The organism is Streptomyces telluris (genome assembly GCF_024519335.1).
GTDB lineage: Bacteria > Actinomycetota > Actinomycetes > Streptomycetales > Streptomycetaceae > Streptomyces > Streptomyces telluris.
The window spans coordinates 47,178-61,600 of the sequence record NZ_JANIID010000027.1 but is presented as its reverse complement, the minus strand read 5'-3'; the positions used below and the strand labels follow the sequence as shown (position 1 = coordinate 61,600).

The window sequence follows — 14,423 nt, the reverse complement described above, 5'->3', positions numbered from 1 at the left end:
GTCCAGGTGGCGAGGAGGGTCTGCAGTTCGCGGACGATCCGGTAGAGGGTCAGGCCGGCGCCGTTTCTTTTGGGGCTCGGGCCAGGCGTTGTAGGGTGCAGAAGGCGTGGGCGGCGGAGACGAGGGTGACGTGATGGTGCCACCCGTTCCAGGTACGGCCTTCGAAGTGGGCCAGGCCCAGGACTTGTTTCATCTCTCGGTAGTCGTGTTCGATCCTCCAGCGGAGCTTCGCGAGCCGCACCAGCGTGGTCAGTGAGGTGTCGGCGGGGAGGTTCGAAAGCCAGAACTGGGCCGGCTCGGGTTCGGCGGCGGGCCATTCGGCCAGCAGCCAGCACGCGGGCAGTTCCGCACTCCGGGCGGCCTGGCGGATCTTCCGTCCGGCGGGGCGGACCCGCAAGGCGACGAACCGCCCGTACATGCGCTTCAGGCCGCTACGGCCGGTGCCTGGGCGGGAGCCCTCGCGCCACTGCACCGGCCTGGCCGCGGACCGGCCGGCATCGATGACCAGCTGCTTCACGCTCCTGGCCGGGCTGGGGTACTGCGCTGTCGGCGGACGGCCGTATCCGCCGTAGGGCGGAACGGCTGCCACGGCATCGCCGGGGTGGGCGGTCACGGTGGTGGAGATGCCCACGACGTAGTGCAGTCCGCGTTCCTCGAGGCCGAGGCCGAGGCCGAGGCGGAAGGCGGCGGTGTCCCCGTATCCACCGTCGGCAACAGCCAGCGGGACATCGACGCCCCACGACCGCGTCTCACCGACCATGTCCAGAGCCAGCTGCCACTTCTCGACATGGCCGACGTCGGCCGGAATGCCGCACCGGGTGCGTCGGCCGACTTTGACCGGGTCGGCCTTCGGGGAAGCCGGGTCCCAGGTCTCCGGGAGGAGCAGACGCCAGTCGACGGCGGCCGAGGCGTGATCGGAGGCCAGGTGAAGGGACACGCCGGCCTGGCAGTTGGTGACCTTCCCCGCCGTGCCGGTGTACTGCCGCGACACACATGCTGAGGCGTCCACCGTCCTTGAGGAAGCCGGTGCCATCGATGATCAACGCAGTTGACCTGATGGCCTGTTCCATCCTCCACGCGAGCCGGGCCCGTACGTGTGCCGGGTTCACGGGCTGGAGGTGACGAAGTGCGCGAGTGCCTGCCGGTTGCCGTCCTCGCCGAGCCGGGCTGCCACCGGCTCGACCGATTTGCGCTGCCCGTCCAGCAGCAGTCCCCTCAGGTAAACCCCGCCCCACCGGCGTTGATCCTGACGCGCGAACGGCTCGAACATCTCCTCCGCGAAGTCCTCCAGATCGCACCGGACCCGCAGCCATCTCCTCAGGCGTCACAACCGATCAACGGATGAACCGATCATCAGGACACGCCATCGACAACCGAACCTGACCAAGCCCTACTAGGCCGTGCCCGATGGGTCTGTTGTCGGGTTCGACTCCTTGGCTTATTGGCGTGCTGGAGGATGTGTAGAGGTGCGGCGGGTTCTGCTTGCGCGCCAGTGCTCCACGGCTGGGCACCGCATAAATCTGGCCAAGTGGCTGGTAGGCCTGCCCTAATGGTTCCACTGTGCACAACGGTCCCGAACTGCCACTGGAGGCCTCGTGTTCGCTGACACACGCGCCCGGATATGCGGCACCGCCCTCGCACTCACACTCGCAAGCAGCGCTCTTCTTGCCCCCTCGACAGCCCGTGCCGCTGTCGGAGACCTGGTCTGCCAGGGGACGCAGAAGACCACCTTCAATCCGCCGCTGACCAACGCCACCACGACCACCGAGGTGAAAGTCCGCGAAACATGGTCCACCTGCGCGGACCCGGTCGGCATCACGTCCGGCCGCGGCTCTCTCCAGGTGACCGTCCCCTCGTCCTGCCAGTCCCTCGGCTTCGGCCCGCCGTCCACCGTGGAGTACAAGTGGAACAACGGCCAGAAGTCCACCGTGCACTGGACCAGCGTCGTGGTGACGAGGCTGACCAGCACCAGCGAGGTGGTGAAGACAGGATCGGTCACCGACGGGTACGGCAAGAACGACACGGCCACTGAGACGATCACCCTGGTCAACCCAAGCCCACTGGCCTGCGCGGGATCGGGCGTGCCCAGCGTGGAGGGGCCCACCACGCTCACGTTCCAGTAGCCGTGCACGTCGCACCACAGAGCGTGTCCGACAATTCATCGGACACGCTCTAGAAGGTCGATCACGGCCTTCGTACCGGGGCCCGCCCGGACGAGCCGTAGGGGAGTAGCGCAGGGGCTGGGCGGCTCTGCTCGGTGGTCAGGCGGAGACGTCGGCCCTGTCCAGGATGGCGGCCATCTCGTTCTCGGGGAGTGCCGGGTTGGCGCTGGCGCTGGCGCTGGCGGCCAGTTCAGGGACCTGAAGGGCCTCGCGGAGCCGGCGGAGCGCGAGACGTGGGCCGCCGACTGCCGCCTGGCGTGTCCGGACCGTGGGGTCATGGCTCAGTCGTTCGATCAGTGTGGGTGTGGCGGCCGGACCCCGGACGGCCAGCCGGCGGTAGTTGCCGTCCGGGTGGTCCGCGTAGCGTGCGGCGAGACCCTCGCGAAGGAAGCGGGGGTGCGTCTCCGCCATCCAGGCGGAGAACGTTCCACCGGGCCGCGCGTAGACACGCATGAGGACTTCCTCTGGGATGTCGGGGTGGTGGGTGCCCAAGAGGTCCTCCACCAGCGGGTCCTCGGTGCGCGCGAGCAAGTGCAGGAGGTCGGGCGGCAAGTGGGGGCTCTGGGCAACGGCGCGCCGAAGCAGCGGGTGGGCGGAGGTCGCGGCCCGTCGCAGCACCTCGGGGTCGGCGAGCCCGTCCTTGTACCCACTCCGCGTCCCCCCTTGGCGAAGGCTTCGATCGTGACGTCGATTGACACGCGCCGTGTGTCGTCCAGTTCCGGCCTGAGGGAGACCGCGAGCCGTACGGCCTCGTCGGGGTCGGCGGCGAGCCGCTCCACGAGGTCGGCGGCAGCGACGGGTTCTCGGTGAGGGCTGTCAGGTGCGTCCGCTCGGCGACGCACCGCTCGGCGTCGTCGCGGTGGAGGAGCCCACGTCGCACAGCCTCGGCGGCGGACTTCGGATCGCGGAGGAGTTCGATCGGCATCAACCCGGCCTACCCCCGGGCGGGCTGCCGGTCTGAGCCGCCGAGGTCTACTCGGACGGTCTGGTTCACCCGGCCGAGGAGCTGGACGTGGCCCTCGGTCCGCATCTGGCCGAACTGCGCATGACCGCGATGCGCCGGGACGGGACCGGCAAGGCCACAGGCAACATCCGAGTGCCGGTGTCCAACAGGCAGCGGCCGGTCGGTGTCTAGGAGACGCTGGGGTGAACGCGATCACCTTCACCGGCGGTGTGATGTGTACCCTGCCGCGGACAGGAACCTGCTTGAGGAAGTCACCGTGACCACTGGAGCACCAGTCCCGACGATTGGCGTCGTCGTGCTGACCATGAACGACCGCCCGATCGAGTTCCCGAAGGCCATGGCCTCGGTCCTGGCTCAGGAAGGCGTGAACCTGGACGTAGTGGTGGTCGGCAACGGGTGCGAACCCGAGCTCGTGCCGCCCGAGGTCCGTACGGTCGCGCTGCCGGAGAACGTCGGCATCCCCGAAGGCCGTAACGTCGGCGCGGCGAACGTCAAGGGTGACCTGCTGCTGTTCTTCGACAACGACGCCATCCTGCCGGAGAGGGACGTCATCGCCCGGCTCGCCGCCCGGCTCGGGCAGGACCCCGGCCTGGCGTACGTACAGCCCCGCATTGCCGACCCGGACACGGGCGTCACCGTGCGCCGCTGGGTACCCTGCCTGCGCGCCGACGCCACACGGCCGGGCGTCGTGACGGTCATGGCCGAGGGCATCGTGCTGATGCGCCGTGAGGCGTTCGAGCGCGTCGGAGAGTGGCCCGGTCACTTCTTCCTCTTCCACGAGGGCATCGACCTCGCTTGGAGATGCTGGGACCACGGGTACACCGGCTTCTACATGCCGGACGTGGTCGTTCACCACCCCGCGGCCAACCCGGCCCGGCACTCGGTGTTCTACAGGATGAACGCCCGCAACAGGGTGTGGGTCGCCCGCCGCAACCTTCCCCGCGTCCTGATCCCCGTCAACCTGGCCACGTGGGCGCTGGTGGCCCTGTGGTGCTTCCGTGACAAGGACGCCCGGCGCGACTCGGTCGCGGGTTTCCGCGAAGGCCTGCAGACGGACTGCGGCCCCCGGTCGCCGATGGGCTGGGGGACAGTCGTCCGGCTCATCCGGGCGGGACGACCGCCGATCTTCTGACCCTCCGGCTCAGGTGGACACGATCACCTCCGCCGGCGGCCTGACGTACGACCTGCCGCGGGCGCACCGTCACAGGCAAGAGAGAAAGGAGAAGGCGACAGGGAAACGATTGATGCCGATGACCGCCACGGAGTACGCGGCCGAAGCTCAACTCCTTCTGGTCGAGGTCTGGCGGCCGCGCCCGGACTGGCCGCACGGATGGTTCGTGCGCGTCTTCGACGGCAGCACGATCACCCCCGAGGAGTTGGAGCAGATCGAGCTCGATCCGGACGAGCACGACCGGTACCTCGCGCGGGAGTGGGACAGCTGGACCACCGAGGCGTCGCCCCGGCGCGCGCGGCAGCTGGAAGCCCTGCTGCGTGCCCGGAAGACCGGCAAGAGCGAGTACCTGGTGTACGACGCGCCGTGAAGTGTGGTCGGCGCACGTGACCGTGGCCACCCGCGCGGGACGTGTGCTCAACGTCCTGCCGCGGGGTTTTCTCGTTCAGCGATAAATGCGAACTCCTGGTGACCAAGGCGGTGCGTAGCGAATGCTGGGCGACGAATCCGAGAGCGAAGGTGAGGCGCATGAAGATCCGGAACTCAGCCAACGGGCTCGTCGTCCGCGACGGGCGCGTGCTGCTCCTGCGCGGGGAGTGGCCGCAGCCGGACACATACTGGCTGCCCGGGGGTGGCCAGGAGCCCGGTGAGTCCTTGGCGGCGTGCGTGGAGCGCGAAGTCCTGGAGGAGACCGGCGTACGGGTGCGGGCCAGGGAGATGCTGCTCGTTCGCGAGACCATCCCGGACAACCACCCTGACGGGCCGTTTCCCCGAAGCGGCAGCCACCGGGTGGAGATGACGTTCTGGTGCGACATCATCGCCGAACCGGACGTCCTCGGCGGCGCCAAGCCTGACGGGCCGCAGGTCGACGTGGCGTGGGTGCCGGTGGACAAACTCACCGGCCTGCGGTTCCTGCCCGTGTGGTTCGAGTCCCGGCTGCCCGCGCTCATCGCTCACGGCCAGAAGCGGGGCGTCGTCGGCGTCTACGTGGGAGACGTCGCCTGAGCTCTGCCAAGGGGGGCACGGGCAGGATGCACCGCGGCAGGTGCCGTCCGTCACCTCGGCCGGCGGGGTGCTGAAGGCCCTGTAGAAGACCGAAGGCTCCGTACTCGGAGAGCATCGCGCCGAACGATCCAGGGGCCGATCCCGATCCGTGGTCAGGATTCGAGGACATTTAGGGCAGCGAGGATGTGGCACGCCCGGCCGAGCTTGGACGTTCGGGAGCTACCTTTGGGCACATTGAGGCCCATCCATTGCGAGCCGGCATCCGCTCTCGCAAGCCGTCCGCTGTGCGACTGGGGCCGCCCGTCAGTGACTGTCGCGGCTGCAGCAGCCACCCCACCACGACCGACACTGGCATGGCTCCGCCGTCCGAGCTCGCCGGCCTGTGTCCCGTGCCGACGTTCATGATTCTCTCCGGGCGCGACATCCCGGCCGCCCCCGAAAACACCAGCAGAGTCTGGACATAGCCGGTGAACTCCGGTTAGTGAAACCGGCGATCGCCAAGATCATGAATTCCTTACTCGCCGTCACCGGCTCGGATGAGGAGGAACCACTAATTGCTGTTTGCGCACCAACATCGCCACTGCTCGCCAACCCCGGATTCCGCCGATACCGCAGGAACCGGTGCGAACGAAGCCGCGGACCCTACAGGCAGCGTGCCCGGCTCTGTTCGGTGGCGGCCTGCGCGGTGAGGGCCGGGGTGTCCCGGACCCCCATGCGCAGGTGCTCGGCGTGGTACAGGGCCTGGTCGAGGAGTTCGGCCGCGTGGTTGTCGTACAGGGCGTAGATGACTGGTGGGAGCAGGCCGAGGCCTCCATGTCGACCGCCTCGGCCGGCTCGCTCACCGGGCAGGAGCCTTCTTGGAGGCGGGCGGCTTCAGTGAAGATCCGACTGGACCTCGGTCAGTCGATGCCTTCGAGGATGCGGAAGTCGCGCTCGACGCCGTCGGAGAGTGCGACGAGCGCCTCCTGGTAGGCCGCACTCTCGCGCGCCGCGACGGCCTGCTCGAAGCTGTCGAACTCGACCAGGACGGTGCGCTCGGCGGTTCCGGCGTCATACGCCATGACCCGGCCGCCACGGACGAGGGTCCGACCGCCCATGGGCCCGACGGCAAGACCGGCCAGCTCGTTGTAAGCAGCCAGCTTCTCAGGGTCTGAAATGGTGCGGTAGACGCTGACCCAGTAGCCCTTGGGCATGGAACCTCCAGTGTTGGAAAGTGTTGGAATGAGTCCATCTGACTTACGGGTGGGTATCGGACGGGCGTCGGCGGGCGAGCGTGAGGCTTGTCAGCGTCGTGATCGCCATGGCGCCGATGCCGACCAGCGCCGCGGTGGTGTAGGCGCTGTCGTCGGGGAAGAGGTGGCTGGGGCCGGTGCCCGCGGCGAGGATCAGGCCGCCGATGGCGCTGCCCAGGGAGTACCCGACGCTGCGGACGACGTAGTTGAAGCTCATGGCGCTCGACGTCTCGCTCTTGGGGGTGACGGCCAGGATGACGCCGGGCATCGCGGCCGAGAAGCCGCCGACGCCGAAGCCGAGCACGCCCATGGCGGCGAGCAGTTCGGCCAGGTTGGACCGGGCGGTGGCGAACAGGACGAACCCACCGCCGACGATGGCGGCGCTGCCGGCCAGGAGCAGGGGGCCGGTGATCCGCGTCCGGACCCGCGGCGTGAGCTTGCCGGCGACGAACCCCAGCACGGAGAACGGGATGAGGACCAGCCCGGCGACGAAGGTGGTCAGCCCGAAGCCGTAGCCGGCGCTGTGCGGCGTCTGCGCGTAGCGGGTGATGAGCGTGAGCAGGAGGTACATGCCGATCCCGCCGGCGAACATGGCGATGTTCGCCCCGGCGACCGCCGGGTGCCGTACTGCCCGGACGTCGACCAGGGGCGTCTTGGTTCGCAGTTCGGAAACGGTCCAGACGCAGAGCAGGAGTGCGGCGGCGACGGCAAGGATCACCGCTACGGCGAGGTGTCGGCTCCACAGGCTCCTCTCACCGGCCAGGAACAGGACGAGGAGCAGTCCACCCGCCAGGACGAGCGCACCGGCCACGTTCACGTGAGCGGAGCGGCCTTCGGGAGCTGCGGGCATGGAGCGCCACGCGGTCACGAAGGCGATGGCGGTGACGAGCAGGCCGAGGCCGTAGGCGGCCCGCGGTCCGCCGAACTCGGCGAGCAGCGCTGCCAGCGGGTAGCCGACGCCGACTCCGATGACGGAGACCACTGAGATCAGGGCGATCGTGGCCGCGCTGCGCTCCTCGGGAAGATGGTCGCGGGCTACACCCATCATCAGCGCCGTGAGACCGAGTCCGATGCCTTGGGCCGCTCTGCCGGCGAGCAGCCAGGCGAACGGCAGCGGCAGCACGGTGAGCGCGCTACCGACGACGACGATCGCCAGCGTGGCGAGAATCGTGGCCCGCCGGTGCCTGCCGGCGCCGAGCCGACCGAGGACGGGTGTGGCGACGGCGCCGCTGAGCAGGGCGATGGTCAGCGTCCACTGCGCGCTGCCGAGGGAGACGTGGAACGTGGTCGCCACGCTGGTGATGAGCGGCGTCCCGAGGCTGGCGACCGCCGCCACGACCAAGGCGATGAACATGAGGGCGGGGACCAGGAGACGTGCGTCGGAACGTATCAGGGCAGTGCTCATGGGCTGATCATGAGCCGGGGCCGCGGTCACCGGTCCGACTCCTCTCGGGCGTGGCTTTCGAGCTCCGCCAGATGCAGCAGCGCCGGAAGGGCTGCTGCCAAGGCCTCGACCTCGCCATCGGCGAGTTCGTCGATCAACCGCGCGTACGCGTCGACACCCGCCTGGCGTCGCGTCCGGACGTACGACGCGCCGGCCTCGGTCAGGCACACCAGCGTGACCCGCTTGTCGGACGGATCGCCCTTCCGCTCGACCAGCCCGGATTCCTCCATCACCCGGACCAGAACGGTCATCGCGGGCTGGGTGACGCCCTCGGCCACCGCTAGATCGGTGATCCGTCGCGGGCCGGTCTTGTCCAGGGTGGCCAAGGTGGCGGCGGACGTCAGGCTCATGTCGCGGGGAAGGCGTCTCACGGCCCTTGTGGCCAGGCCGTAGAGGGCTGCCCCGATGGCGGCGGACGCGCCAGGAGCGGTGTCTTGACGACTCATGGTCGAAGCATAGCATTTTTATATTAGTAGTTTATGGAAATGGTCGACTGACGCGGCCGACGCGCCCCTTGAGCAGGCCGGCCCGCTGGATCCGGGCAGCTCGGCGGCCGTCAGTTGCCGGCGCAACCACCGGTTCTCCGCGGTTAGTTGGTCCCCACGCGCACCAGTGCCTCGACGGCGCAGCGAAGCGCGGCCAGTTCTGCTTGGCCTTTGCGCCACAGCGTCTTGAGCTTGCCGACCTGCTTGCGCAGTCGGGCCTCGGCGTAGGTGGGCTGCCCCCGCTCCTTGACCTTGGCGTAGAACGCGTTCTTCAGGTACAGGTGACGTCGGGTCAGCGCGTTGCGGGGTACGTCGGCCTCGGCTGCGAGCGCGACGATCGTCAACGCTCCGTTCGAGTGCTGGGCCGTTCCGGCCAGGATGCGGTCCATGGCGGCTTGGATGCGGTCGCGTTCGTCAAGGGCTGGGAGGCACTGGTCAGCTGCCGTCGGTCGTGAGGCGGGTGCCGTCGTGGTGTTCGGCGGCGGCGCGCAGGGTGGCGGCACTGCGCTGCAGCCGCTGGGCGAGCGGGCCGGGTACGAGACCGGCTTTGGTCGCCAGAGTGTCGGCTCGGTTGCGGAGTCGGGCGGCCGGGTGATCGGTGCGGGCGATGTTGGTGCAGGTGCTGACACAGTCATCCCGCGTGGGGGCGTTGCCGGTCATGCCGCGTCGGCAGAGCGCCTTGCCCGGTTTGTAGACGCACATCAGCAGGGTGTGGGGATTGTCGTAGACGGCCGCGCCAGGTTCGGGTTCTGAAGGACATCGCGGGCGGTGCGGGCGGTGATCGTGGCGCACTGGAAACGGCGGGCCTGCGTGGCGGCGTGCAGGGCGCGCCGGGCCGCGGGCCCGGAAATTCCGGCGCCGGCGTCGAGGCTGTCGCTCAGGCGGGTGATGGTGTTGACGGTGGCCAGCGCGGTCTCCACGTCGAGGAGGTCGTGGATGCCGTCGCGGCTGCGGGAGGCGTAGTTGCCGCTGATCGCAGTGCGCAGGTGGCCGTACCGGATGGCGAGCGCGATGAGCCCGCCGGGACGCCGGGCGATGTGCCAGGTCAGCGTGCGGCGAAAGCAGATCGCGCCGATGGCGCTGTGAGCATCCGGTGGGATGGTGTGCGCGGGCAGATCCAGGCGGGCGGCCTCGCCGTTGGCCCAGTTGATGAAGTCCTCGATCCGCTGGCCGATCGTCTCGGTGTTCAGCGAGCCGGTGTCCGCCGCGGAGCGCTGACCGTGGACAGCGTGATCGAAGGGCAGGCCTCCAGTCTCGGTGCTGCGGTTCAGGCCGGAGGGAGCCACTTGCGTTCCCAATCGGCGTCCGTGAGATCACCCCGCCCCCACGCGAAGTGCCAGCGTCTACGCTCGAGGGATGGATCATTACGAGACGGCGCATCTGGAGTGGTGGGCCAACCAAGCAACCTGTCTGGCCCAAATCCCGGTCAGGGTGACGGCCACTGCCGACACAGGCGTGTGGGAAGCCGTGATCGCGCCTACTCTCGACCACGGCGCTCTCAAAGACCTGAAGCAGCTCATCGACTCTGGCCCGTGTTTCACCCTTCGCTCCGAAGCATCAGCTGTCGTGGTGCAAGCAGAGGACTTCAACGGCCTCGATCGCCTTCGGCTGGCCGTTGTCCCCGGACTGTGATCGCCGCATGATCGCCCGAAAAGCCCTGGGAGAGCCGTTGTTCTAGCCTATGTGCATGCGTATGGACGAGATTTCTTCTTGGCTTGACGAGCATGGCGCGAGCGCGGGGTCTGTGGCTCTCTCGGCCGAGTTTGATGCGTACCTTTGCACGCTGTCGTGGGCGGGATCGGGCATCGACTGGCGGGGGATCCCGCACCGCTCGCTGGTGCTGGAGGGCGTTTCGGATGATGCGGCGGTGGAGTGGGCGCGGCAGACGCCCATGGCCTTGCACGATCATGTGCTGTTGATCGATTCGGCATCCGAGCCGGGAGTGGTGTGCTGTTTCGAGGATGCTGTGAGGGGCTTCGAACTCTTGTCCAACCGTCCGGAGCTGTACATGTGTGGCGTTGACCTCGTGGGCAGCGAGGTACAGCCGGCCTTCGACCGCTTCATTGAGCGACGGTCCTTCATGACCCTGCACGCCCGCATCTGAGTGCCGGTGCTGGGCATGATCGCATAGACGGGTACCCGAGGCCAGGGGGCTCCGTCCCTGGAATGATGTCCGCCCGCCGGGCGTGAGCAGCAGGGGGCGATCCGTTCTACCGCCGTAAAACGGATTGGATGCAGTTCGTTTCGAGGGAAGTAGCGGTCCGCTGGGATGCCGTAGTCACGCGGAAGTGGGGGTGCGGGCCGGTATGGAAGCTAAGCTGACCGTTTCGGTGCGGCGGCCGTTGACCGTCGATGAGGCCCGCTGACGGATCCCCCTGCGGGCCTCTGGTGTCTGATCACCCTCAGGCGCGGAGAGCGGCGTCGAGATCGCGAATGAGCTCTCCCACGCGGCCGCCTCCCGGTGGTGCGACGGGCAGACGGCTGAGCACCGCGGTGACCGCTGCCGGTGCGTGATGACGCGCCCATTCCAGGGTGTCCGCGTCGGCACACGGGTCTTCTCCGGATTTCAACTCTTCTGCTCGTGCCGCATGTGCAGCCGCACCGAGAATGTGTTTCACCTGATGTGCGTTTGCCAGGGGATGCAGGTAGGCAGCGCCGGCCGCATGGCTTGCCGCTCGTGCTGCGTCAACCGCGGCGGGTGAAGTGGCTTCTCGTGCCGCTCTGAACGCCGCCCACGCGCTCTGCCGCAGAGCGGCCGTGCGTCGGCCGCCCCCAGCGAAAGCGTATGCGGCCTCGATGGCGTCGCGAGGGCGCGTGTCAGCCGGATGACTCTGCTCGAAGATCGACAGCGTCCTGCGCGCACAATCAGCCGCGTAGCCCGCGATCTCACGAAGTTCGGGTTCGCTCAGCTCAATCTTGTCTGACTCAGTTGGCACGGCTCAATCCTGCCGCAGGTCGCCAATCGGCGCGGAGCCCCCCCGCGCGCTCATCTCGATCACCGTCTGCCGCCGGTGTCCACAAGCCTGTCCCCGGTCACGTCGTGACGCCACCGGCAACTCGCCTACTGGACCACGGACACGGCAACCGGCCGCCCGCCGTCACCACGCCCCGCCCTCCTCGGCCGACGCGCCCGAAACCTCCCGTACGGGAAGAAGGCCGGCACACAAGCGACGGCGGCACGGACCTGGGGAACACGCCAGCGCCTGCGGTAATGACCACGCCGTTCAGCCTTCAGGACAGTCCACCACCGGCAGCCCGCCCTACCGCCGCGGCAGGCCCCGTCGAGAGTTCGGCAACGGTGGAGAAGCCGCTTCCGTACCCTGCTCCACCCGCCGCACCGCCCGCGGCGTCGGCTCCCTCGATTCCGCCCATGCCCTGCCCAGCACACCGTCCTCGCCGCCGCTCCTCGCTCCACCCGAGGATCCTCAGCAGCACCGACCGTCGAAAGCCAACAAGGGCAAGGGCTTCATCTGTTGCTGGCTTCGGTGCTGAGTGATTGTGTGGGAACTCTTGAGGTTGCCGCGCTGTCGAAGTCCAGCCGGTCAGCCCGCCGTCCACGGGCGGAGTTTATCGGGGTTGCGCACTGCCCAGATGTGCGTGATCCGGTCCTGCGCGACGTCGAACGCGTATACCGCCACGGTGACGCCTTCGTGCTCGATCACCAGACCGGCCCGGCCGTTGACCGTGCGTTCCAGGACCGTCAGGCCGCCGGACGCCCGGACGGCGAGGTCGGTGAGGTAGCGCGCGATCCCTTCGCCGCCCTCAATCGGGTGGAGCGCGGCGGCGACCACGCCGCCGCCGTCCGCCGTGAACGTTGCGCCGGGGGCGAGGAGTCTGACGAGGGCGTTGATGTCCTGCGTGTCCCAGGCCTGCTTGAAGTCCCTGACGAGGGCCGCCTGATGGGTTGTCGTGGCCGCTGGAGGCTGGGAGGCGCGGGCGCGGCGCCGGGCGGAGGAGGCCAGTTCGCGGCATGCCGCCGGGGTGCGGCCGGTGATCCCGGCGATCTCGGCGAACGGGTAGCCGAAGACATCGTGCAGGATGAGCGCGACGCGCTGCGCCGGGGTCATGGATTCGAGGGCGACGAGGAACGCCATGCTCACCGACTCGTCGAGTGTGACCCGGTCGGCCGGGTCCGCCGGATCGGTCGCGGCGGTGCCTGGGCGCCCGCTGATCCAGTCGGTCCGCTCGGGCAGCGGCTCCGGTATCCATTCGCCCGTGTAACGCTCGCGCCGGACCCGCGCCGAGCCGAGGAGGTCCAGGCACACGCGGGTGGCCACCGTCGTCAGCCAGGCGCCGGGGGACTCGATGGCGTCCTGCTGCTCGCGGGACATGGCGTACCAGCGGGTGTAGGTCTCTTGGACCACGTCCTCGGCCTCGGAGAGGGAACCGAGGAGCCGGTAGGCGAGACCGATCAGCCGCCGCCGCTCGCTGATGACCGCGTCCAAGCCTGCGTCGGACTCGTCGTGCCGTGACTTCGCGTGATCAGTCATGGTTCCGGTGGCTCCCTGGTCTCGGATCGTCCTTCGGTAGTCCGACGAGACAACACATCCGATTGTCAGGTTCTCGACTCTCCCTGACGTTCCGCGGGGTCGTGTCGTCGTACCGCTCAGAGACGCCACCGGCCCGGAGAAACCGGGTAGGACACTTCAGGAGACAGCGATGACCAGGATCGGAATACTCATCGGCAGCACCCGCCCCGGCCGCAAGGGCGACCAGGTCGCCCGGTGGGTCCACGAGCGGGCGGCCCGCCGCGGTGACGCCGCATTCGAGGTGATCGACCTGCTCGACCACCCGCTGCCGCATCTGGACGAGCCGCTGCCGGCGCTCGCTGGGCGGTACCAGCACGAGCACACCCGGACATGGGCTGACACCATCGCCCGCTGCGACGGATTCATCATGGTCACCCCCGAGTACAACGCCTCCATCCCCGGCGTGCTCAAGAACGCGATCGACTACCTGTACGCAGAGTGGACCCACAAGGCCGTTGGGTTCGTCTCCTACGGCGCTGCGGGCGGTGTCCATGCGGCCCGGCAACTGCGGGCACTGTGTGAGCTTCTCCAGATGGGTGCAGTGACCCCGCAGGTTTCGCTGTCCCTGCACACCGACTTCGAGGACAACGCGACACTCAAGCCGGGCGCCCACCACGTCAGCGCCCTCGACACACTGCTGGACCACGTCATCGCCCAGAGCACGGCAGGGCGGACAGCCACCCCCACACAGCGTGAGACAGACGAAGCCGTGATCCTCCGCCACATCGACGGGATCATCGACGCGATCCAGGCCAAGGATCTCGAGGGTCTGAGGCAGCACTACTCGACGGACGTCGTGTCCTTCGACATCGATCCGCCGCTCCAGCATCTGGGGATCGACGCGAAACTCAAGAACTGGGCGAACGTGTTCACGTTCTGCCAGGAGGTGACCTACGAGGTGCGCGACCTGATGCCCACGGTGGGCGAAGAGGTGGCGTTCACACACGGCTTCGGTCGCCTCAGCAGCACGCTGCCCGACGGGACGGCGGCGGGCGGCATGTGGGTCCGGGTCACCTTCTGCTTCCGGAAGATCGACGGCGAATGGCTGATCACGCACGACCAAATCTCCGTGCCGCTGGACACCCTGGGCGGCAAGGGGATCACCGACCTCGAACCGTGACGTCAACGGCTTGGCGCCGCCCCGCCCGGCGGGGCGGCGCAGGTGCGCGGCTCTGGTGGGGTCTGTACGCGAGCCTTGAGCGGCCCCATCGCTGGCCGTTCACGATGCGGTTACTGCGACCGTTTACTGAGCGGTCCTTCCGCCTCTGCCAGGCCCGGGCTTTGCACCGCGGCGAGCAGAAAACAGCCGTCGACCGCTGATCCAGCCCCACCAACCAACGGACTCCGCACTCCAGACACTCCCGCCCGCCGACGCCGTCCTGCACAGCCGCCCGCCGCCCGCCGCCAGCCGCTGCCGCAGACGGCGCAGGG

Annotated in this window: 16 protein-coding genes and 2 pseudogenes; 7 read left to right on the top strand and 11 right to left on the bottom strand. The window is 68.6% G+C overall.

The annotated features are described in order from the left end of the window. Nucleotides 1-49: 49 nt before the first annotated feature. Nucleotides 50-1,270: pseudogene (locus NQU55_RS25660) on the bottom strand (IS701 family transposase). Nucleotides 1,271-1,595: 325 nt separating this feature from the next. Here NQU55_RS25660 and NQU55_RS25655 point away from each other — a divergent pair. Then, entirely contained in the window at nt 1,596-2,123 is a 528-nt protein-coding gene (locus tag NQU55_RS25655; protein ID WP_168096508.1) for a hypothetical protein, read from the top strand. A 138-nt stretch (nt 2,124-2,261) separates the two neighbouring features. Here the strand turns inward: NQU55_RS25655 and NQU55_RS25650 are convergent, their stop codons facing one another. Then, nucleotides 2,262-2,666 (bottom strand): hypothetical protein, encoded by a 405-nt coding sequence (locus tag NQU55_RS25650; RefSeq protein WP_240977099.1) that lies wholly within the window; start codon nt 2,664-2,666, stop codon nt 2,262-2,264. Nucleotides 2,667-3,382: 716 nt separating this feature from the next. On the opposite strand from NQU55_RS25650, the gene NQU55_RS25645 reads away from it, so the two are divergent. From NQU55_RS25645 to NQU55_RS25635, 3 genes are all read left to right on the top strand, one after another. Then, nucleotides 3,383-4,258 carry a glycosyltransferase family 2 protein gene (locus NQU55_RS25645; protein WP_256791221.1) on the top strand — a complete coding sequence of 292 codons (876 nt, stop codon included), beginning with the start codon at nt 3,383-3,385 and terminating at the stop codon, nt 4,256-4,258. A 118-nt stretch (nt 4,259-4,376) separates the two neighbouring features. Continuing rightward, nucleotides 4,377-4,667 (top strand): NUDIX hydrolase, encoded by a 291-nt coding sequence (locus NQU55_RS25640; protein WP_168095069.1) that lies wholly within the window; start codon nt 4,377-4,379, stop codon nt 4,665-4,667. A gap of 158 nt (nt 4,668-4,825) precedes the next feature. Then, entirely contained in the window at nt 4,826-5,302 is a 477-nt protein-coding gene (locus tag NQU55_RS25635; protein ID WP_168095070.1) for an NUDIX domain-containing protein, read from the top strand. 642 nt (nt 5,303-5,944) lie between these two features. Here the strand turns inward: NQU55_RS25635 and NQU55_RS25630 are convergent. From NQU55_RS25630 to NQU55_RS25600, 7 genes and pseudogenes are all read right to left on the bottom strand, one after another. Beyond that, nucleotides 5,945-6,171 (bottom strand): annotated as a pseudogene (locus NQU55_RS25630) (transcriptional regulator); the annotation flags it as partial. A 30-nt stretch (nt 6,172-6,201) separates the two neighbouring features. Beyond that, on the bottom strand, nt 6,202-6,495 hold the full coding sequence (locus NQU55_RS25625) for a DUF1330 domain-containing protein (protein WP_168095071.1): 294 nt from the start codon (nt 6,493-6,495) through the stop codon (nt 6,202-6,204). A 43-nt stretch (nt 6,496-6,538) separates the two neighbouring features. Then, nucleotides 6,539-7,939, bottom strand: coding sequence for an MFS transporter (locus tag NQU55_RS25620; protein WP_168095072.1), 1,401 nt, complete (start codon nt 7,937-7,939; stop codon nt 6,539-6,541). Nucleotides 7,940-7,965: 26 nt separating this feature from the next. Further along, on the bottom strand, nt 7,966-8,328 hold the full coding sequence (locus NQU55_RS25615) for a MarR family winged helix-turn-helix transcriptional regulator (protein WP_168095073.1): 363 nt from the start codon (nt 8,326-8,328) through the stop codon (nt 7,966-7,968). A 239-nt stretch (nt 8,329-8,567) separates the two neighbouring features. After that, entirely contained in the window at nt 8,568-8,852 is a 285-nt protein-coding gene (locus NQU55_RS25610; protein ID WP_206329822.1) for a hypothetical protein, read from the bottom strand. A gap of 46 nt (nt 8,853-8,898) precedes the next feature. Next, nucleotides 8,899-9,165, bottom strand: a complete 267-nt coding sequence (locus NQU55_RS25605; RefSeq protein ID WP_168095074.1) for a hypothetical protein — start codon at nt 9,163-9,165, stop codon at nt 8,899-8,901. Beyond that, nucleotides 9,165-9,749, bottom strand: a complete 585-nt coding sequence (locus NQU55_RS25600) for a hypothetical protein (protein ID WP_168095075.1) — start codon at nt 9,747-9,749, stop codon at nt 9,165-9,167. Before NQU55_RS25600 ends, NQU55_RS25605 begins: the two co-directional genes overlap by 1 nt. Nucleotides 9,750-9,819: 70 nt before the next feature. Here NQU55_RS25600 and NQU55_RS25595 point away from each other — a divergent pair, with 70 nt between their 5' ends. After that, nucleotides 9,820-10,095, top strand: a complete 276-nt coding sequence (locus tag NQU55_RS25595; RefSeq protein WP_168095076.1) for a hypothetical protein — start codon at nt 9,820-9,822, stop codon at nt 10,093-10,095. A 55-nt stretch (nt 10,096-10,150) separates the two neighbouring features. Next, the gene (locus tag NQU55_RS25590) at nt 10,151-10,567 is read left to right on the top strand and encodes a hypothetical protein (RefSeq protein ID WP_168095077.1); all 417 of its coding nucleotides are present in this window, start codon (nt 10,151-10,153) and stop codon (nt 10,565-10,567) included. Between the two features lie 298 nt (nt 10,568-10,865). Here NQU55_RS25590 and NQU55_RS25585 read toward each other — a convergent pair whose 3' ends face one another. Together NQU55_RS25585 and sigJ are read right to left on the bottom strand one after the other, a co-directional pair. Next, nucleotides 10,866-11,399, bottom strand: coding sequence for a putative immunity protein (locus NQU55_RS25585; protein ID WP_256791219.1), 534 nt, complete (start codon nt 11,397-11,399; stop codon nt 10,866-10,868). Nucleotides 11,400-12,005: 606 nt separating this feature from the next. Next, on the bottom strand, nt 12,006-12,953 hold the full coding sequence (sigJ, locus tag NQU55_RS25580) for an RNA polymerase sigma factor SigJ (protein ID WP_256791218.1): 948 nt from the start codon (nt 12,951-12,953) through the stop codon (nt 12,006-12,008). Between the two features lie 169 nt (nt 12,954-13,122). Between sigJ and NQU55_RS36905 the strand changes: the two genes are divergently transcribed. Further along, nucleotides 13,123-14,112 carry an NAD(P)H-dependent oxidoreductase gene (locus NQU55_RS36905; RefSeq protein WP_168096346.1) on the top strand — a complete coding sequence of 330 codons (990 nt, stop codon included), beginning with the start codon at nt 13,123-13,125 and terminating at the stop codon, nt 14,110-14,112. Nucleotides 14,113-14,423: the final 311 nt, after the last annotated feature.

What these genes read in the sequence shown, in the direction of transcription:
- NQU55_RS25605 (WP_168095074.1), bottom strand. Translation starts at nt 9,165, where the DNA reads ATGTGCGTCTACAAACCGGGCAAGGCGCTCTGCCGACGCGGCATGACC.
- NQU55_RS25615 (WP_168095073.1), bottom strand. Translation starts at nt 8,328, where the DNA reads ATGAGCCTGACGTCCGCCGCCACCTTGGCCACCCTGGACAAGACCGGC.
- sigJ (WP_256791218.1), bottom strand. Translation starts at nt 12,953, where the DNA reads ATGACTGATCACGCGAAGTCACGGCACGACGAGTCCGACGCAGGCTTG.
- NQU55_RS25635 (WP_168095070.1), top strand. Translation starts at nt 4,826, where the DNA reads ATGAAGATCCGGAACTCAGCCAACGGGCTCGTCGTCCGCGACGGGCGC.
- NQU55_RS25620 (WP_168095072.1), bottom strand. Translation starts at nt 7,939, where the DNA reads ATGAGCACTGCCCTGATACGTTCCGACGCACGTCTCCTGGTCCCCGCC.
- NQU55_RS25640 (WP_168095069.1), top strand. Translation starts at nt 4,377, where the DNA reads ATGACCGCCACGGAGTACGCGGCCGAAGCTCAACTCCTTCTGGTCGAG.
- NQU55_RS25610 (WP_206329822.1), bottom strand. Translation starts at nt 8,852, where the DNA reads ATGGACCGCATCCTGGCCGGAACGGCCCAGCACTCGAACGGAGCGTTG.
- NQU55_RS25625 (WP_168095071.1), bottom strand. Translation starts at nt 6,495, where the DNA reads ATGCCCAAGGGCTACTGGGTCAGCGTCTACCGCACCATTTCAGACCCT.
- NQU55_RS25590 (WP_168095077.1), top strand. Translation starts at nt 10,151, where the DNA reads ATGCGTATGGACGAGATTTCTTCTTGGCTTGACGAGCATGGCGCGAGC.
- NQU55_RS36905 (WP_168096346.1), top strand. Translation starts at nt 13,123, where the DNA reads ATGACCAGGATCGGAATACTCATCGGCAGCACCCGCCCCGGCCGCAAG.
- NQU55_RS25595 (WP_168095076.1), top strand. Translation starts at nt 9,820, where the DNA reads ATGGATCATTACGAGACGGCGCATCTGGAGTGGTGGGCCAACCAAGCA.